Consider the following 18,219-nt stretch of genomic DNA (forward strand, 5'->3'; position numbering starts at 1 on the left):
CTAGGGGTTGGAATTCCCGCCGTGCAAAAGGCGGTTCAATGAGGTGGTAGGTACCTCACCGATTTAATTTCAGTTCGAATTTTGAACCGTTTTGCCACTCGACGGCTATTAGACGATGGCTTGCCTGCGCCTAAGCCTCGGACAACCCGACTGCAAAGCATTGCCCCTCATTGATACGCCAAAGCTTTACCACTCAGAGCTTGCAGAGGCTGCTCCATGCAGGCTTCAGTAAGGCTACGTCTAACCATGTTTGCGGCCCTTCACATTCTCACGCCCTCTCCCTTTGCCAAGGCAGTCACCTGGATAGCCTTAATCATCGCGCTGAGCGCTATTGCTCCAGTTCAGGCACAGGAAGATGCCTTACCGAAGGAACGATCCTTCTTCACCAAACAAGGCCCCTGGGGGAAACTGCAATGCTACTACTTTTACCTTGAAGCTCCAGAAAACGTGGTTTCACGCGCCCCCACACCCGATACACAGACGCGTTGGCGAATCCCTGAAGAGGCTCTTTCTGAATTTGAAGCACTCATATCAAACACTGAGTTAACCAATGATGTGGTCAGCCCACTCTTCAATCCCCGTGGAGTCATTCGCCGGAATGGCATCGCCAATCTCTTTCCCAGTGGGGCCTTGATCGAAGCTTTGAGCGAACCTGAACGCCAGCGCATCTATGCCAAACTAGCCAGTTACCCGCACAACGAATTTTATGAATTTCCCATCTTCTTCTTAGGCGGTGATGTGGAGGAGTGGGCTCAAGGGTCCGGCCTGCGGCCAGAGCTGGTCACCACCATCCGTCAGTTATCCTACCACCGGGGAGAAACGCTAGCCTTCAGTGACATTCCCTTTTTACTCAGCCTTGCCAAGACCAACTCTGAAGCCCAATTCATCAAAAAGAAACTCACGCGTACACGCACACTCATCGCGCGGCTGGAGTTAAATCCACAAAGCAACATCCAGGAGATGCTGGACTACTGGTCCACCGGGCTGAATCTGCGCCGCAAAGAGCTGGAACCACTCTTTCAAGCCACTGCCGCTATGTCAGGCATGGAGCATTTGGATTTGCTGCATGTTCTTCCCGCGTTACCTCGCAAGCTCCTGTACACCTTTCCTGGCGATGACTTCACCACCCACATCCGCTTTCCAGATTGTCACTGGACGACTCTGAATTTCTTCAACTTTACGGCCCAGGATTACTACCTGGACTCGCACCTCGCTTCCAGCGCAGTGCTGGAAAACTTCCAGCAAGTGGAAGCACCGTATCGGTTTGGTGATGTGCTGATGTTTATCAACCCTCAAGGCAATGCCTTTCACTCCTGCATCTACCTCGCGGACGATCTGGTTTACACCAAAAATGGAGCGAACCCCCTCGTCCCCTGGACCCTGTTAGAACTGCCCGACCTGCAAAAGATGTACAACCTGGATCTGGGGCAAGGTTTCATCCAAGGCTATCGTCACAAACAAGGACGGCTGGTAGATCCGTAGTGATGAAAATCATTCGACGTCGTAGTGCTTCTCACTCACCGACTTGTCGTGCTCATAAACCTGCTCCTTCATCAATTTGCCTTTCTTTGACCAATAACGGTTAAGGCCATGGCGCTGACCTTTATCAAAATGGGTCTCGGTGGAAAGTTGGCCATTGTCCCACCACTCTTTCACCACCCCATGCAGCCGCCCTTCTAAAAAGGGGTATTCGCCCTTGGGCTTGCCATCCTTGTGCTTGTCCTTTGCCAACCCGGTGAAGGGCTTGTCATGGAGGAAATAGACATCGTTCTGCCACTTCAATTCTTTATAAGTGACCTCGGCAGGCTTAGCCTCCTCACCAGCGATGAGGCTGAGCGTGGTGAGAAGCGTCAGGAAGAAAAGAGATTTCATGAAGTTCATGGTTGGATGGTGATCTCCACCGGGCAGTGGTCACTGCCATGGATGTCGTCGCGAATTTTGCAGGATGTGATCTTCGGACGCAAGCTGGCGGAAGCCAGCCAGTAATCCAACCGCCACCCGATGTTTTTTGCCCGTGCATCTGGAGTGCGTTGAGTCCACCAAGTGTACCGGCCCGGGCTCGGATCAAACTCCCGAAAGACATCGAGAAAGCCCGCATCCAGATGCTGAGTGAAGCTGGCACGCTCTTCATCACTAAACCCTGGGTTCATGCGGTTTGACTTCGGATTCGCCAGGTCAATCTCCTGGTGAGCGCAGTTCAAGTCACCGCAGGTGAGCACCGGTTTTTTCTCCTCCAGCTTTTTCAAGTATTGGCGGAAAGCCTCATCCCACTGGAGGCGATAGGGCAAGCGGGCTAGCTCGGCTTTGCTGTTAGGCGTATAGACCGTGACGAGGAAAAAATCTGCATACTCCACCGTGATGACACGCCCCTCCCGGTCATGCTCACCGATGCCGAGCCCCAAGGCATGGCTTTGCCACGGCTGGCGACTCAGAATGCAGGTGCCTGAATACCCCTTCTTATCTGCGCTGTTCCAGACGGCCTCATAACCGTTCAGAAAGGAGAGATCTACCTGGGATTCCATGGCCTTGGTTTCCTGGAGGCAAATGACATCCGCATCACTCTCCAGCAAGTATTCCCGAAGACCTTTGTTGAGGGAAGCACGGATGCCATTGACGTTCCAGGTGGAGAGTTTCATGTGGTCATTTGCTAGGCCCTACTGCCGTATTCTTCAACCGCTAGATGAGGGAGAAAAGCCTGCTACTTTTCCTTTTTGGGCCCTGCCATTTCCTCTAACAAATCACGTAGTTCAGGCCCAATGCGGCGCAACTCCTCCTGGTGAGATGAAGACAGCCCTTCCAGCAAGCGCTCACCACGCTTCGTGAGGCTGACATGGACCTGCCGACGATCTTCTTTGCAAGCTTCCCGAATCACCAGTTTTTCACTCGTCAACCGATCCACCAGTCCGACAGTGCTGTGATGAGCGATTTGCAATCGCTCAGCCAACTCTCCCACCGTCACTTTGGCACGACCCGGAAACCCCTTGATGGCTAGTAATGCCTGATGTTGCTGCGGAGTCACCCCAGCCCCGTGGGCGGCCTGCTCGCTAAAACGTAAAAATTGACGCAGGGCAAAACGAAAGGCCGCTAGAGTCTCATACTGTTTCTGGGTGATCTTGCGAGGAGTGGGCATGGATTGGATGCCCAAGATGAATCACAAACCATGCCAAAAGCAGAGGCTGGTTTTGACTTTTATCGTAACACGATATAATCGCGGAACGATTGATTCGTTCAAAGCAATGCCGACATGATTTCCCAGCGACCGCACTCATCCACATGAGCTTTTTGTCCATGCCCAATCCGTCAACACAGCGTTCCATTCATTGAATATGGACTCCTGGAAAGAAAAGCTCGGCCTGGAGCTCAGCGTTGTGAGCTACAAAGAAAAACTGATCTCCACCGCTGGAGGCATTGCTTCCATTCTTATTCTTATCCTGCTCGCAGAACTTGGGCTGGATGGCAGCGGGGGGCATTTTGTAGTGGCCTCCATGGGGGCCAGCGCCGTGCTCCTTTTTGCCGTTCCTCACGGCCAGTTATCCCAGCCCTGGCCTGTGATTGCAGGGCATGGGATTTCCGCCGCAGTGGGCGTTCTTTGTGCCCGTTACATCCCACATCAGGCACTCGCCAGTGCCAGTGCGGTAGGATTGGCCATCGGCATGATGCACCAGTGCAAATGCATTCACCCGCCGGGCGGTGCCACGGCGCTAACGGCGGTGATCGGAGGGCCTAGCGTTCATGATCTGGGGTTTGGGTTCATTTTCTTCCCCATTCTGAGCAATGCCCTTCTCCTGGTGGGCCTAGCAGTGCTGCTGAATGCGTGCTTTCACTGGCGGCGTTATCCAGCCTATTTAAATCATCACCGTCGCCGATCAGCAGGCGCAGGTCCTGCGCCTTCCCATGAAGAGATTGTCAGTGCATTGCGCAGTTTGGATTCCTTTGTGGACATCACGGAAGAGGATTTGATTCGTCTCTGCGAGCTCCTTTCAAAGCCGCCTCCAGCAGAAACACCCTCGGTCACTCAAAAGAAGCGGAAGGTGCTGACCTAACCAATAAAAGGATCAAAAATTAGTGTGTTGCACTTGCCTTGCAGTTTCAGGTGAGTTATAGATTGACCATCGTGAAAAAAGAGATCCTCCCAGCAAGCACTCGCGCCTCCTTGGCAGCGAAGGGCCTGGGTGTGTCCTTCGGCCACCGCCTGTGCGCAAGCCGGGCTTAAGCGGACAGTTCTGGTTTTCTTCCGGACTGCTCCGCTCTCCCACTCGGCCATTAAGACTCACCTGCTGGATGCCCGCACAGCTTCTCAGCGCCATTTTCTTTTTTTCACTTATGAATCATGTCCATACATCTGTACCCAGGCAGGGTGCTGCATCTGCATGCAGCGATTGGGTCAGCAAACTCAGCGCTGCCATCAAGCTTACTTGGCAGGCACAGGATGACCCACCAGTTCATGTCAGCAGTGCCTTTCCACTTCCCTCGCCCCACCCACTCTGGCGTGTTACAGGTGTCCTCACCCGCAAGGCTAGCTTTGGGCAACTGAAGATAGAGTCCAGGCACTGCATCCATGCCAACTCAAGGAATGAAGCCGAGGATGAAGCCAAAGCTCGTATGCAGGCATCTCACCCAGATTTCATGATTGCGAATCTGACCGTGCTGCCGACGAGCGAGAGCTAAGGCGGCCTAACCAGCATCCGCATTCCCTCCCAGCCATTCCGTTTCGGATCGGCCTTCCATGTCCACGTCTCGACACTTCGAGCCAGGATCATTTCCGAATCTTTTACTAACTAAATTTATGTCCAAAATTCATTATTACGATCGTATCCGTCTGCGGCCCCTCCATACTACCGAGTCCTCTGAAGAGGATGATCTCTGCATTCAAATCGTTTACCCTCAAGAGGCCGATGCAGTCGCTGGCCGAATTTCCTCCGAGGCACCCGTAGGACAGGCGGCTCTGCACCGCAAAGAAGGCGAAACCATCACCTTCAATGCTCAGGGTCAACGCATGAGAATGAGGATCATCAGTATTGAAAAACATGGCGTCACTGCCTGAATGACCTAACCAAGAGTCTGCCCAGCTGGCCATCACACTTAGCAGGGCAGATGTCTTGGGACATTCTTTAGTGCTTGACGGGACGATTCAATACAGCATCTCGGGTGCTACCCACGATAGCCATGGCTTGAGCGATGAGCGTCGAGTCCACCTTTAACTCTTGAAGGGTAGCCTGCAAATGCTCGGCGATGGCATCAAAATGGCTATCATTCAGACCGTCCAAATCGGCATGAGCTGTGCGCAAGTCCTTCCCCACATAAGGATTCGGGCCACCAAGAGCAGCGGAGAGAAATTCTTTCTGCTTCCGCTTCTGTTTTGCCATACTGATGTCTGCAAAGTAGTGATTCACCCGCTTATCAGCCAGCACCTTCACGTAAAAGAGTTCCACCGCAGCGTCCAGTGCAGCCTTGCCCCCCAATTTTTGATAAATGCTGGCTGCGCGATCTGCCTCAAATTTCTGTCGGCTAGCTTCATCGGCAAAAGCAAAAGTCTGGTCTTCATAGATGAAAGTGATGGCAGGATTCACCGCCTTGCCGGTGATAGGACAGGTGGTGTTGAGCGGCTTCGGTATGCTAGGCTCGGCGGCGAAGGTCGTCAGGCATAGGCTGACAGAGAACAAAAGAACTAATTTTTTCATGGTTTTTGTTAGGTTGGGTTCCTGCGCGCTGCCGGGTTGGAGACAGACACGCAAAATGGATTTAGACAGCATCGGCCTTGAGGGGCGCGTCGCGCACTTGCTGTTCAGGGGTCAGTTGCACCGTTAGCGTTGCGCCCACCGGGGCTTCACTCAGCCGGCGATGGATGACGTTTGCCATGTCTGACGCACAGTTTTTGATGTGCTCTGCATTCGGGCCTGCAAAATGGGCATCCACCGTTCGATGAAATAAGAGCAACCAACGGTCAAACTGAGGACGCCCCATGGCGGTCAATGGCAGCAGCCGCGCATGCACGGCGAGTGGATTTCCCGTATAACCTCCGGTGCGGAAAAGCACAGTTTCCCAAAAGGCATACATTCTGGGCAAGTGCGCCGTCCAATCTGTGCGTGCAATATCTGTGAAGATAAAACCCAGCACGTCATCCTCACGCACATGCTCATAAAAAGCATTTACGAGTTGCTCAATCTCAGCACGACCATGGAGGTCTGTCAGGGATGAATTTGAGAGCGTCATGATTAATAGGTATGTAAAATACCTATTCAAAAAAGACAATCTTTCAATGCCATTCAAAGAAATTATCCGTTACTGCTTTCTTCTCCCGCTTGTGCAGCTCACTTACCATACTGATTACGCCCTCCGTGTGCTCATTTACATGATGACGCGTCCGGAGCAGAAAGTGACGACCCGAGAGATGGCAGAGTTTTATCACATCTCCCTGAATCATCTCACCAAGGTAACCAAACGACTGACTCAGGGAGGTTGGCTGATCGCAAGCCGGGGTTCTGGAGGCGGGTTATTGCTTGCTGCGCATACCCCTGGAACGAAAGTCGGAGAAATCGTGCGTCTGATCGAAAGCGGAGAACTGGTGGAGTGCTTCACACCCACCACCAATACCTGCCCGATCACGCAGCATTGCCGCCTCAAGCCCCTACTCTATCGCGCACGCCGCGCATTCTATGAGGTGCTGGATTCACAGACGGTCCGGGAACTGGCGAGCCAAGAAGACGTGGGTCCTTCAAGCTGACGAAATCCAGGCTCACTGAATGCCAAGGGGTGGAGATCATGCCGAAGCAAAGCGTGCTTGCTTCAGCGCATGGACCATCACCCATACTCCCACCCTCGGTGGTTGCGCAGCCTCAGTTTGGGCACTTGCGCAGCCGTGTCACTCATCACCGCCGCCCAGGCCGGCTCTCCTGACTTTTCAGCCAAGGCACCCACGCCGCCAGTGGAAGCAGTGAGTTGGAAGGAGCATACTATCTCTCCCGTCGCCAATCCCTTCTTCCATGAGGATGCCGTGATCCGGTCTGAGCTACGCCCCGTCTTTGTCTATCACAACATTGACGACGCCTTCCTCGGCGGAGGCAACGCCCAGCTCTATGCCCTGCAGATCCGCTATGCAGTGACAGATCGGCTGGCCATCATCGCGACCCAGGACGGATACTTCGACATCAACAACGACGCCATCGCCAACCCTGAAGGCTGGATGGACCTGGCTCTGGGCCTGAAGTATGCCCTCATAGACAATGAAGCTCAGCAGTTCATCCTCACACCAGGATTTACTTTCAAAGTCCCGACCGGGGACCGACAGGTCTTCCAGGGTCGCGGCGGTGGTGAATGGGACTTGTTCATGGCAGCACAAAAAGGCTTTGGGGACTTTCACCTCTCTGGAAATCTCGGCCTGCGTCTGCCTAACAACAGTGATGAAAACAGCACCCTCGTGCATTATAGCCTGATGGCGGACTATTACACCTGCCGCTGGTTCATCCCCTTTCTGGCCTTCAATGCTTACACGGTGGTCAATGAAGGCAACAACATCGCCCTCAACAGTGAGGGCTACGATGTCATCAATTTCGGCTCCAGCGGCGCAGATGGCGTGACACAGGGTACTCTCGCGGTGGGCTTCCGTTCGCGCATCTTGAAGAATGTGGACCTCGGCGTGGCATACGAAAAGGCCATCATCGAACCCAACGGTCTGACCGATGACCGATTCACCCTAGATCTCAGTATTCGCTTCTAGTCGCATTCACGGGCATTTGATCGGGCGCGTGGAGAAAGCCTCCATGCGCCCTTGGCATCACGGCATGGAACATGCACAGTGGGGGCTCTATGAAATGGTCATTCAAAATCGCGAAAGTGGCTGGTACAGAGGTCCGCATTCACCTGACCTTCTTTATTTTACTTCTGCTAGTGGCGATGCAGGGCATGAGCGGTGGCCAAGGCACGGCCGGGGCGGTAGATGCCCTGCTTTTTGTGAGTGCGGCTTTTCTCTGCGTGCTGCTGCATGAATTTGGCCATGTCTTTGCTGCCCGTGGTTATGGCATCCATACCCCAGACATCACGCTTCTGCCCATCGGCGGAGTTGCGCGGCTGGAGCGGATGCCACGGAAACCTTCTCATGAGTTCGTTGTGGCCATCTGCGGCCCTTTGGTGAATGTGGCCATCGCAGCCGCGATCAAGCTGGCACTCGGACTCCAGATGGTGATGAATCCTGAGTATCAATTTGAGCAGCCTGGACACTTCTGGGAAAAACTGATGCTGTGGAACTTGATCATGGTGGCCTTCAATATGATCCCGGCCTTTCCGATGGATGGCGGCCGCGTATTGCGGGCCTTCCTCGCCATGTTCACCGACTATGGCCGGGCCACACGGTGGGCCGCTACATTAGGTCAGGGCATCGCTCTTACGGTGGCCCTATGGATGCTGTTTTCTCGCGAGTTCCACCCTGTGCTGCTTCTGATCTCTTTCTTCATCTTCATGGCCGCCGGCCAGGAGGCCGCTGCGGTGACGCAGGAGGAGGCCACTCGAGGTCTGCGCGTGCGGGATGCCATGCTGACGGATTTCCGCACCCTGCCTCAGGATGCCACCCTGGGAGATGCCGTGGTGCTCTTACTTGCAGGCAGTCAGCAGGATTTCCCTATGCTGGATGAAAGAGGCAACATCCTGGGACTGGTGACACGAAATCGCCTTGTTTCTGCCCTCAGTGAAAATGGCCCCATGCACCCGGCGGTCCATGTTTTAGAAAGTTGCCCAGATTCGCTCTCGCCCATCATCAGTCTTGGAGAAGGTCTGGAGCGGCTACGCAGCATCACCTGTCCAGCCATGCCCGTGCTGGACCCTGTTTCCAGAAAACTCGTGGGTCTGCTCACCGCAGAAAACGTGGGTGAGGTGCTCATGGTCCGCGCAGCCCTTCGTGGACGCAAAGAGACCTAGAGCGTGATTTACGCAGCCTGTTTCGGATATACGATCACTAGTTTTTGACGCACCATAGGGGGCTCAAGTGGGGCATTCAGAGCTTCATTCACAGCCTCAATGAGTTGTTCCGGCTCGAAGGGTTTCGTGACGTAGTTGTAAGCCCCTTTGCGCATGGCCTGCACGATGTCCTGCGTCTCTGTGCAGCCAGTGACCATGATGCAGCGGGTGGTGGGGGAAAGTTCCCGCATCTGCCGGACGATGTCCAGGCCATCCATACTGCCGAGCCGCCGATCCACCAAGGCCACGGCAGGAGTCAATTCCTGAATAGCCGCCAGGCCCGCCGTGCCATTGTCAAAAGCCATCACTTCATGCCCCTCTGCGCGGCAGACGGAGGCCATGAGCTTCAAGACAGGGGGATGGTCATCAATGACAACGATGTGAGCCATGAGGTTAAAATATCAACCAAACCTAATAATCACAAGCAACGATCTTGAAACGCGCATTTATCCCGATTTTTCAGGCTGCCTCCACGCAGCCCGCAGGGATCCCTTCCATCCTCAAAGCTTCCATAAAGCCAGCTTCTACGGGCACGCGAGCTAAGGCCACGCCATGCTTAGCCGCCGCCGTTTTCCACAGGTGGAAATGCCGTGCATAGGCCTGCTGATAACGCTGGAGGATATCCGGCACGATCCGGTGCTCATGAAAAAGAGAGGTTTCAGCATCCTCAAATTCGTAATTGCCATCCCAGCCTGGATTCGCCTCTTGAGAGGCAAAGGGCACGAGCAAGATGCCGCGTCCATTTCGCTGACTCAGGCTACCGAGCAGGGTCTCCGGCTCGGCTGCAAAAAGGAGATCACTCAGGCACACACGAAGCGAACCTGCGCGCAGGGGCAGACGCTTCAGCGCCGGGGCTTCAGCACTGGCAGGCAGGGCCTGGATCTCCCCCCAACAGCGACCTGATAAAAGCAGATCCGTTTCCAGAAAACGATGCTCGCCACCCCGCACGGCAAAACAGCGCAAAGTGGCCCCAGTTTGGAGGCTGGCCTCCACCGCGTAAGCCAGCAGTTCAAGCACACGCTGTTGCTTCGCCGGATAGGCGAACATGGAGGCGGAAACATCCACGATGAGATCCACCAAAGGCCGCACCTCCTCACGATACTGTTTCATGGTGTAGGTCCCCGTGCGGGCATAGGCCTGCCAATTGATCTGCCGGGGATCATCCCCAGGGATGTAAACACGGTGATCTTGAAAATCGAGACTGCTGCCCACGCCTGTACCTTGAAATTCCCCACTGTGGCCACGCCAGCGTTGCTGCCGAAAAGGCAGCTTTAGCACTCGGGCCCACTCCCGCGCCTGGACCTGCAATCTCAGCAGCTCAGAAATCTCAGGCAGTGCATTCATGCAGCAGGAGAGGCTTTAGAGGATTCTTGAACACATGCATCATCTTCCAAAGAACGATAAACCTGATGTTCTTTCACAGCCATGTGCAGAGCTCTCATCCACCAACAAAGGCCAAACAAGATCGCCATTCCTTGGATGGCCTCGTCATTTGCATAATTGTCCACGGAAGCAATGAGCCCCGTCACCGGTGTAACGACTCCCAAAAAAGCGAGTTCTTTAGCATCGCTGAGCTCGACCAACATGACCAATAAAAACCCAGCTACGCCAAGGGCGATATGAAGCACACACCAGTTGGCAAAGCGGTTCTTCCGATTGATACTTACGCACACGGGAACAACGGAAGACAAAAGCACACAGGCAACAAAGCGGCAAAAGTCATCCATTCCTGAAGACCCAGGTCGCGTGACGTAGCACATCAGCATGCTGAAATTTAGACAGCCTAACAAGGTATAAAACAAGACCGCACTGGCCCACCCGGGATAAAGAAGCCGACCCAGCTTCTTGCTAAAGTTTCCGCGATTGACGCTTCCCTGGAGCACACTGGGGAAGCGAGGCATCTCCTCAGTCAACACATCCACCCCGATGAGCAAAGTCAGGAATAAAGAGGGCACGAAAGCCCAAAACATCATGTCTGGGTTGGACGAAAAACTCAAACCCATACCGACCACAGTGATCAGGGTGAGCATCCCCAGGTGGATGAGACGCTTGAGCGTGCTGTGGTTTTCAGAAAGGGAAGCAATGCGCGAAGCCCCCAAGGTCAAAAACGTGAATACCGTGTAAGCGGCGAACACAAGAATCCCCATCCCTAGTCCCGCCTGCTCCCCCAAAGAGAGTTTCAAAAACTCTTCCAAGGCCTGGTCTCCGCCATTTTCATTGACGAGCATGAAAATAAAACCGGTGACTGGCCCCAACGATACCAAAACACCCGCCCCGAGAAAAAGGCGGAGAATGATGGAACGCTGAGAAGAAAAAGCCACGTAAGCCGCCGTAGCGACGCCTGAAGCCAGCACTGCGAACAGTAACGCGACGCCTTCCTGGACGATCTCCACTCCGCCGAAATAATAACGCACCACCATGTAAGGCATGAGCGAGACGGCTAACAAAAGAGACTGACAGAACAGGGCGGACCACTTTCCGAAAACGATCCGCAGGGAGGAGATCGAGGTCAGAGTCAACATGTCCAGGGTGCCGCCACTCAGCTCGCTGGAGAGCGTGCCGAAACCTCGCAGTGGCAGAGCCCCCAACAAGGCCGCCAGGGAAAAACCCCAGAACAAAGCGCTGATGGTCTCCGCCTCCACACCCAGGGCACCGGAGCCAACGATCATAATCATGCCAAACTGAAACACCGTCAGCACAGCCGTGAACATGCGAGTGCGCAGGCCATGACGCAGCTCCTTCACCACCATGGGGCTGAGGCCATCCCCAAAATCATTCAGTAGGCCGAGACGCATGGCGTTCATAGTTGGGCGAGTTGACGGGCTTCGAGACGTGCCGAGCGTGTCTGGCGAAACGCGCGCATTGCCAGCAAAGCAAGTAGTAGAGGCCAGACTGCATTCACCACCAGTCCGATTTCAAAGGGATTCAAAAGGCCCGTCTGAGATTCATTCATCATGGACCAAGTGTTCAGAGGTAGCAGGGTCCGTAGCCACTTCAGCTCTTCCTTGCGGGTCGAGGCCTGCAGCAGAAAATTCATCATGGTCAAAAAGCCCAGGAGGCACATCCCAGCAAAGGTAGCGCTGAGGTATTCCCCCTTTCGGCGAAAGGCCAATATTTGCCCAAAAAACGAAGAAATCCAGAGACCGCAGCCCATGAGCCAGACATAGCTGACCTCGTGGGGACCGCTCATTTGGAAGACCAGAAGAGCACTGGTTCCCGTGAATAATAACGAGTATAGAAAACCATGCATCCACCCTGGAGCCAAAAACAGTGCTCCTAGGCGCCCTAACCAGGAACGCCGATAAAACGGCAAATAGATGGAGGGCAGATTTCGGACATCATCCGTGAGTGCATCCAGGCAAGCTACGATTTGAACCAAAAGAACCACCGGGATAACAGAAGCACTCCCTGATCCCAGCCAAGTAAGGCCAACCAGCACGAAGAGAGCCATGAAATTGACCGACCGTTTCCAAACCGGAAGAAGTGAGGATGCAGGTGCGATGCGGGATGCACCAAAACTTAGCAGAGCAAAAATCAACCACACACACCCGACCAACAAGCTCAGGTATGCATAGATCCCCAAGCTGGTGGAGCCACCCGCCAAGGCCGCTCTTTTGAAAGTATTCACGAAAACCCAGCTTACCGAAGACAGAGCTACCATGAACAAGGGGAACGTGATCAAAAGTGAGCGTAACCAAAATTGCTTCTGCGTGGATAAAGCCACAATTCCTGCTGTTAGGACTGCACTGACCAGCCACTGAAATCCCAGCCCCAGCACATCCGCTAGGAGGTCTGACCCTCCATAGACATACCGCGCCACGACGTAGGGCATCACGCTCACGGTCACCAACAGGGACTGAAAAACGATGGAGGCCCATTTCCCCAAAACAATGCGCCCTGCTGACAAGCGGGTGAGCACCAGCATGTCCATCGTATTTCCTTTGATCTCTCCAGCGAGCGCGGAAAAGCCACTCAGGGGAAAAACGATGTAAAGAGTCAAGGCGAGCAAGCCATCCACCATCCCGTGAACTTCCCCACTGTCAGCAGAGGTTCCGCCCATGAGGGTGATGAGGACTAACAAGGCATGCAACACCAGCATGACCCCGCCGAAAAGACGGGTCCGCAGCCCCTGCCGGAGCTCCTTCACCACCATGGGTGAAAGCCGGTCGGAGAAATCGGTAAGCAGAGTAACTGTCATGAGGAGAGGCAACCGCAGGAATCTAACACCCAACCAGGATCATTACTGAGGCGAAGTCACACAACCACGCAGAACCAGTGCCACGAGCGACCTGGTTCACACGGGTCGGCAAAACCGAAGTTACTTCCCGTCGGCCGCATACTTGCCACTGCCAGCGAATACCAGTGTGGCAAACCCGACGAGGTACACAAAAGCAAGCTCTCCAGAGGCAGGACCTGTGAACTGCCCCTTATGCTGAATGAAAAAGGCCACTGCCATGGTGATGGCCAGATTCAGCGCGGCGAAGCGCGTGAAAAATCCCAGGATGATGAGGACTGAGCAGACCACTTCCGCAAACACCGCCATTCCCAGACTGATGTGGGAAGGCACCACATCGAAGAGACGGATGAAATTAGGTGCCTTAACGCTAAAATTTTGGAACTTGTCCCAGCCATGCAGCAGCAACATGGAAAAACCTAGGGATACCCGCAGGATGAGCAGCCCGAGATCAGCCGACTGAGGAAGAAAAGAAAGACGCAGAAGATTCATCATAGAGGCATCAGAATGCGGCAGGCTATCCCCTCCCGGCAAGCTGAAAGATGATCACCTCCAAGAGGCTGCTAGCGAAAGTTTCTGGACTGAATCAACACCCCATCTGAATCCCTAAATCCCCCAGCAGTGTGTGATGGGGTAGATTTATTGAAGTTACTGCACTCAGCAGCTCTGACCAGAACGTACTTTCACTCAATTCATCTCTCTTTGAGTCTCTGGTTGAAAAGCGCGCCTCAAGGCGGACACTTGGCACTATCCTTTCTTCCCCACGCAGTCCCATGCCGGAACCCAGTCTCTTCAGGCACTATCAAATCGTCCAGGACGCGGACGGGAATAACGTCGAATTGACCCGAGACGCGGATCAAGTCGCCGTGCTCGCTTTTGATACTCACAGGCTGGAGTTTGTGCATTGCCACGTTCTGCTGGAACCTCTGGCCGATAAAGCCGCCTTTGATGAGGCTTGCCGCAGCCTGCAAAGTCAAGGCCACGCGCTGCTTTCCCGCTTGCTGGATTCCGGCGAGGATGAGGGGAATCCTTTTTACATCACCAGCAATGTGGATGGGGAGACGCTGCGCTCTTACCTTACCCGTCAGCAGGAAATTCCCGGCTGGCTGGCCGTGATGGTCGCTTGCCGCTCGCTTGAGGCAGTGATCGCGCTTGTCGAACGAGCGGATTTACTCCCAGAAGATGCACTCAAGGCCATGCGTGTGGTGCAGACAGGCTCTCAGCAAGTGCAGATTCAGATGGCGGACTATCGCCTGCTCATGGGTGCGACCAAAGCAAAGGGGCTAAAGCCCGCCCTTGAAAAGTCTGCCAAACTGCTACGCGCCTTCTTCCAGGAACAATCCGCCGGTGGTCCCACCTTGCCGGATCAACTTTTGCCCGGGGCAGATTTCATGGAACTTCTGGCAGCCTGCCTCACAGGCGCAGATCGCAGTGTTGTCTCGGCCCTCCGCGAGCTCAAAACCACGCTGCAAAAACTCAGTCCCGAACAGCTCACGGGCGAAATCCCCACGGCGCATAAACCCCGCGCGCTTTTGGCCCCCCACTTTGCCAGCTACCAGGAAGTGGCCCGCGGGGTGGTGAATCTAATCCGCATCCAAAGCCAACGGCTGGATATGGCCAATCCGTATTCCATGCGCGGCACCTTGACGAAAACGGGGCGCACCGTGCTGGTGGAGCAAATACCTCCCTCACGCCTCGTCAGCAGCCATGTGCGTGCTCTGGATGACAAAGGTTTGGCCTTGGCTAAGAAACGTGAACTTTCTGGCATCATCCCCATCGTCCTTTTGCATGACGGGGAGGAGATCACCTGCCTAGCCGAAGAACTGGCTGAAGGTGTTAGCCTCGCAGACCTTCTGCGTGAACGGCGAGCCCTCAGTGTGCATGAGACTTACCTCGTCCTGGCAGGCCTGGATGGGGCTCTGGATTCCCTGGAAAAGTCTGCCCTAGCCACCCAAAAGCTGCGATTGGAAGATATTTTTCTGCTTACAGGTTTCCCCCGGGAAGATGCTCGCACTGCAAAGTTGCTGCTGACGAAGCTGAATGAATGGCCCGCTTTTTCACTGGTCCTGCGCGCCCACCCCACGCTGGCCGCGATGGCAGGCCGGGGCCTGGATCCTGCCATCCTTTTACCGACTGCGAAGGCATCGAAATCGAGCCTCTGGAATGGCGCTTGGCTCTCAGCCATCGGGCGTTACCTCGTCGGTCTCGAGGCTCTCCCGGGTCATTCACAGGACGGGACCACAGGGCTGAGAGAGCGTGATGCCCTGGGACGTCTTTTCGATGAAGAAATGCAGCGGCATAAAGATGGCAAAGTTTGCCCTCGGGCAGATTTCCTGGCCCGCTACGCTCGCCTGCTTCAGCACCACGAAACGGTAAAGCCCACACCGGCTCCACCTTCAGAGCCTCTCGCGGTGCCCACTCAGCCCAAGGTCGTCTCCCGCACACGCACCATTTCAGCGGATCCCGCTGATGCGGCCAAACTACCGCTGGAAGCCGCTCCCATGGCACTCACCAGCGGATTTGCCACTCCTTCTGAAAAGCCAACCATCGGCTTTGCCGAGTTGCTCTTCCGTGATACTTCGGTGACGGAAAGCGGTGGCCACCATGACTGGGCGAAGACCGCAGCCGATGCACCCCCCACCATTCATCCGGGAGAGGTCCTTCTACCGCCAAGTGAGTTTGTGCCATTCTGGCTCCGGGCTGCCGTTTTCATTGGGGGTTCCATTGTTCTAGGGGCCATTTGGGCCCATCTCTCCGGAGATGCCTTTTGGCTAAAAACTCCCGTGGTGAAAGCCATACCCGTGCTGGAGCAGCCAGCCAAAACACTTCCATCACCTACGGCACGCCCCCTGGAACCTGAGCCCCCGCGTGGCCCCGCAGCCCCCCAGATCAGCGTGCCTTCCCTGCCGCCTGAAACAGCACCGCCCCGCAGCCCAAGCCTGCTGCAACCACCCAGCTCCACCCTGAAGCAGGATTTGTAGGTTCAAGATCAGGTTTGATGCTCGCTCGCAGCCGCGAAAACTTTTTTGTCCAAACGGCTCCCCATCCCGCCTATCCTCCTGGCATGGCCGATGACAAGACCACCCTTTTTCTGGAATTATTAACCACGCATGAACGGGCGCTTTCGCTCTATGTTCATGGTCTGGTTCCGCGAGATGGTGAAGCTGAGGACATCCTGCAACAGACCAAGCTACTCCTGTGGAAACATTTCGAGGATTTTACCCTCGGCACTCATTTTCTCGCCTGGGCGCGGAAAACGGCCTTTCACCAGATCCTTACCCATCGCCGACAAAAAAAACGCGCACATCTCCCGCTGGATGAAGAGGCCCTGGAGGCGCTGGGCCATGCTGTTTCAGAGTTGGCAGATGGGGGCTCCTGCCGCCAAGAAGTCCTGCGCACCTGCCTAGCCCGGCTACCCACCGAGCACCGCCAGCTAGTCCACCTACGCTACTTCGATGAGCTGGATATTGACCAAATCGCCGACCGTATCAGCCGTACGGAAGCCGCTGTGTACCGCGCCCTCAGCCGGGTGCGCATGAACCTGATGCAATGCATGGAAAAACAAACGGAGGCGCAACCATGAAGCAGGAAGAAACCTGGCGCTGGCTGGAACTGTGGGAACGTGCGCAAGACCACGCCTTAAGCGAGGACGAACGTCAGCAGCTCAGTCATGCTATGGTTCATCGGCCCGAAGTGCGTCAACTCATCGCCCAGACTTCTTTACTGACCGCCGAAGTGCGCACCGGACGTTTCCGCGAGGAAACCACTCCTCCGTTACCTGCCCCTCGGGTGGACAACTTGCGCTTTTCTTCACGACTCGCCCGCTTTCTTCTCCCCTTGGCCGCTGCCGTGGTCTCCGCAGGGGCGGTGTGGTTACTGGTGCGTGAGCCCGCCCCCGTGGCCACTTTGACCAAGGCCAGCGACTGCAAGTGGGGAAATAGCGCCCTGCCCACACTCGAGGGCTCTCACTTGCAACCCGGCATGCTGGAATTGCTGGATGGCATCGCCACCTTAAAATTTGCCAGTGGGGCGGAAGTGGCCCTTGAGGCTCCCGTGACACTGGAGCTGATCTCCGCCATGGAATGCCGAGTGAAAAAAGGCACCGTGGTGGCTGAGGTACCCTCCCAGGCGAAGGGCTTCACCATCCACACCCCCGACACGAAGGTAGTGGACTATGGCACCCGTTTTGGCGTGAGCGCAGGGGATGATGGCAAATGCCTCGTCCATGTGATTGAGGGATTGGTCGAAGTGGAGCGCCAGGGCAAAGCAGGCCGCCAAGAGCTGCGAGCAGGACAGCGTGTGGACTATGGCGGCTTTCTCCATAGCGCCACCTACCCGGACGCCAACAATCATGAAGAACAACCCGAACCCGGGCGCTGGCTCCCAGGTCCCATCAATGATCTGGGCGATGGCTGGCAGATCCTCACCACGGCCTATGGTCAAGGCAAAGACACCTGGATCCAGTCTGACCCAAAATACCATGTCAGCGGCCGCGAATCTTATGTGCGAATCAAACACAGTACCCACAACACCAACCTGGAAAGGAAGGCCTATCTAGGGTTTGATCTCAGCCGCTTTCAGGGGAAACGCATCGCTGAAGCGGAATTGACTCTGCATGTAGAACCGAGTGACTTAGGCTTTGCATCCCTGGTCCCCGACGCTGTTTTTTCCATCTACGGTCTCACTGAAGAGAGTCAAGATGACTGGGATGAAAAAACCATTCGCTGGGAAACAGCCCCGGCGCATTCGGAGGCCCAGGAGCACCGTGTAGCCCCTGTGGCCAGTCAGGCCCGGAAACTGGGGGAACTGCACATCCCCCAGGGCACCACGCGCGGAGCCTTCACGCTGAAGGGAGATGATCTCACCGAATTCCTACGTCACGACAGCAACGGTATCGTCACCTTCATCGTCATTCGTGATACCGATGAACACGCCCGCAACGGTCTCGTCCACGCCTTTGCCAGCAAGGAAAACACCCGCAATACACCTCCCATGCTGAAAGTGCGGGTGGAGGAGTAAAGCCACCGCACGGGGGT

Annotated in this window: 20 protein-coding genes; 10 read left to right on the forward strand and 10 right to left on the reverse strand. The window is 55.2% G+C overall.

Annotated elements, in window-relative coordinates:
• Positions 1 to 246: 246 nt before the first annotated feature.
• Positions 247 to 1,482 (forward strand): hypothetical protein, encoded by a 1,236-nt coding sequence (locus tag HNQ64_RS00905; protein WP_184204406.1) that lies wholly within the window; start codon positions 247 to 249, stop codon positions 1,480 to 1,482.
• A 9-nt stretch (positions 1,483 to 1,491) separates the two neighbouring features.
• On the opposite strand, the gene HNQ64_RS00910 is transcribed toward HNQ64_RS00905, so the two are convergent.
• From HNQ64_RS00910 to HNQ64_RS00920, 3 genes are all read right to left on the reverse strand, one after another.
• Positions 1,492 to 1,872, reverse strand: a complete 381-nt coding sequence (locus HNQ64_RS00910; protein ID WP_184204407.1) for a toxin-antitoxin system YwqK family antitoxin — start codon at positions 1,870 to 1,872, stop codon at positions 1,492 to 1,494.
• A 5-nt stretch (positions 1,873 to 1,877) separates the two neighbouring features.
• Positions 1,878 to 2,636 (reverse strand): exodeoxyribonuclease III, encoded by a 759-nt coding sequence (locus HNQ64_RS00915; RefSeq protein WP_184204408.1) that lies wholly within the window; start codon positions 2,634 to 2,636, stop codon positions 1,878 to 1,880.
• A 62-nt stretch (positions 2,637 to 2,698) separates the two neighbouring features.
• Positions 2,699 to 3,130 carry a MarR family winged helix-turn-helix transcriptional regulator gene (locus tag HNQ64_RS00920; protein ID WP_184204409.1) on the reverse strand — a complete coding sequence of 144 codons (432 nt, stop codon included), beginning with the start codon at positions 3,128 to 3,130 and terminating at the stop codon, positions 2,699 to 2,701.
• 196 nt (positions 3,131 to 3,326) lie between these two features.
• On the opposite strand from HNQ64_RS00920, the gene HNQ64_RS00925 reads away from it, so the two are divergent.
• The 3 genes from HNQ64_RS00925 (at position 3,327) to HNQ64_RS00935 (ending at position 5,044) form a co-directional block, all read left to right on the forward strand.
• The gene (locus HNQ64_RS00925) at positions 3,327 to 4,043 is read left to right on the forward strand and encodes an HPP family protein (protein WP_184204410.1); all 717 of its coding nucleotides are present in this window, start codon (positions 3,327 to 3,329) and stop codon (positions 4,041 to 4,043) included.
• A gap of 238 nt (positions 4,044 to 4,281) precedes the next feature.
• The gene (locus HNQ64_RS00930; protein WP_184204411.1) at positions 4,282 to 4,668 is read left to right on the forward strand and encodes a hypothetical protein; all 387 of its coding nucleotides are present in this window, start codon (positions 4,282 to 4,284) and stop codon (positions 4,666 to 4,668) included.
• Positions 4,669 to 4,786: 118 nt separating this feature from the next.
• Entirely contained in the window at positions 4,787 to 5,044 is a 258-nt protein-coding gene (locus HNQ64_RS00935; RefSeq protein ID WP_184204412.1) for a GreA/GreB family elongation factor, read from the forward strand.
• 67 nt (positions 5,045 to 5,111) lie between these two features.
• Here HNQ64_RS00935 and HNQ64_RS00940 read toward each other — a convergent pair whose 3' ends face one another.
• Positions 5,112 to 5,681 (reverse strand): group I truncated hemoglobin, encoded by a 570-nt coding sequence (locus tag HNQ64_RS00940; protein ID WP_184204413.1) that lies wholly within the window; start codon positions 5,679 to 5,681, stop codon positions 5,112 to 5,114.
• 61 nt (positions 5,682 to 5,742) lie between these two features.
• Positions 5,743 to 6,213 (reverse strand): group III truncated hemoglobin, encoded by a 471-nt coding sequence (locus HNQ64_RS00945; protein ID WP_184204414.1) that lies wholly within the window; start codon positions 6,211 to 6,213, stop codon positions 5,743 to 5,745.
• A gap of 46 nt (positions 6,214 to 6,259) precedes the next feature.
• Between HNQ64_RS00945 and HNQ64_RS00950 the strand changes: the two genes are divergently transcribed.
• The 3 genes from HNQ64_RS00950 to HNQ64_RS00960 all read left to right on the forward strand — a co-directional run bounded on the left by HNQ64_RS00950 (position 6,260) and on the right by HNQ64_RS00960 (position 8,910).
• Positions 6,260 to 6,724 (forward strand): RrF2 family transcriptional regulator, encoded by a 465-nt coding sequence (locus HNQ64_RS00950; RefSeq protein WP_221305299.1) that lies wholly within the window; start codon positions 6,260 to 6,262, stop codon positions 6,722 to 6,724.
• Between the two features lie 135 nt (positions 6,725 to 6,859).
• A complete protein-coding gene (locus HNQ64_RS00955; RefSeq protein WP_184204415.1) occupies positions 6,860 to 7,717 on the forward strand; it encodes a hypothetical protein in 858 nt (285 codons plus the stop codon).
• A gap of 89 nt (positions 7,718 to 7,806) precedes the next feature.
• Positions 7,807 to 8,910 (forward strand): site-2 protease family protein, encoded by a 1,104-nt coding sequence (locus HNQ64_RS00960; RefSeq protein WP_184204416.1) that lies wholly within the window; start codon positions 7,807 to 7,809, stop codon positions 8,908 to 8,910.
• A gap of 8 nt (positions 8,911 to 8,918) precedes the next feature.
• On the opposite strand, the gene HNQ64_RS00965 is transcribed toward HNQ64_RS00960, so the two are convergent.
• The 5 genes from HNQ64_RS00965 to HNQ64_RS00985 form a co-directional block, all read right to left on the reverse strand.
• Positions 8,919 to 9,338 carry a response regulator gene (locus HNQ64_RS00965; RefSeq protein ID WP_184204417.1) on the reverse strand — a complete coding sequence of 140 codons (420 nt, stop codon included), beginning with the start codon at positions 9,336 to 9,338 and terminating at the stop codon, positions 8,919 to 8,921.
• A 70-nt stretch (positions 9,339 to 9,408) separates the two neighbouring features.
• On the reverse strand, positions 9,409 to 10,293 hold the full coding sequence (locus tag HNQ64_RS00970; RefSeq protein WP_184204418.1) for a DUF58 domain-containing protein: 885 nt from the start codon (positions 10,291 to 10,293) through the stop codon (positions 9,409 to 9,411).
• A complete protein-coding gene (locus HNQ64_RS00975) occupies positions 10,290 to 11,753 on the reverse strand; it encodes a hypothetical protein (RefSeq protein ID WP_184204419.1) in 1,464 nt (487 codons plus the stop codon). Before HNQ64_RS00975 ends, HNQ64_RS00970 begins: the two co-directional genes overlap by 4 nt.
• Positions 11,750 to 13,147, reverse strand: a complete 1,398-nt coding sequence (locus HNQ64_RS00980) for a hypothetical protein (protein ID WP_184204420.1) — start codon at positions 13,145 to 13,147, stop codon at positions 11,750 to 11,752. The genes HNQ64_RS00975 and HNQ64_RS00980 overlap by 4 nt, the downstream gene beginning before the upstream one ends.
• A 120-nt stretch (positions 13,148 to 13,267) precedes the next feature.
• Positions 13,268 to 13,678: a DoxX family protein gene (locus tag HNQ64_RS00985; protein WP_246430906.1), complete on the reverse strand. Its 411-nt coding sequence runs from the start codon at positions 13,676 to 13,678 to the stop codon at positions 13,268 to 13,270.
• Between the two features lie 278 nt (positions 13,679 to 13,956).
• Here HNQ64_RS00985 and HNQ64_RS00990 point away from each other — a divergent pair, with 278 nt between their 5' ends.
• The 3 genes from HNQ64_RS00990 to HNQ64_RS01000 are packed head-to-tail and all read left to right on the forward strand — an operon-like array spanning position 13,957 to position 18,202.
• A complete protein-coding gene (locus HNQ64_RS00990) occupies positions 13,957 to 16,164 on the forward strand; it encodes a hypothetical protein (RefSeq protein WP_184204421.1) in 2,208 nt (735 codons plus the stop codon).
• 17 nt (positions 16,165 to 16,181) lie between these two features.
• Positions 16,182 to 16,766: a sigma-70 family RNA polymerase sigma factor gene (locus HNQ64_RS00995; RefSeq protein WP_246430907.1), complete on the forward strand. Its 585-nt coding sequence runs from the start codon at positions 16,182 to 16,184 to the stop codon at positions 16,764 to 16,766.
• The gene (locus tag HNQ64_RS01000) at positions 16,763 to 18,202 is read left to right on the forward strand and encodes a DNRLRE domain-containing protein (protein WP_184204422.1); all 1,440 of its coding nucleotides are present in this window, start codon (positions 16,763 to 16,765) and stop codon (positions 18,200 to 18,202) included. The genes HNQ64_RS00995 and HNQ64_RS01000 overlap by 4 nt, the downstream gene beginning before the upstream one ends.
• The last annotated feature ends 17 nt before the right edge of the window (positions 18,203 to 18,219 follow it).

The sequence above is a fragment of the Prosthecobacter dejongeii genome (assembly GCF_014203045.1).
Taxonomy (GTDB): domain Bacteria; phylum Verrucomicrobiota; class Verrucomicrobiia; order Verrucomicrobiales; family Verrucomicrobiaceae; genus Prosthecobacter; species Prosthecobacter dejongeii.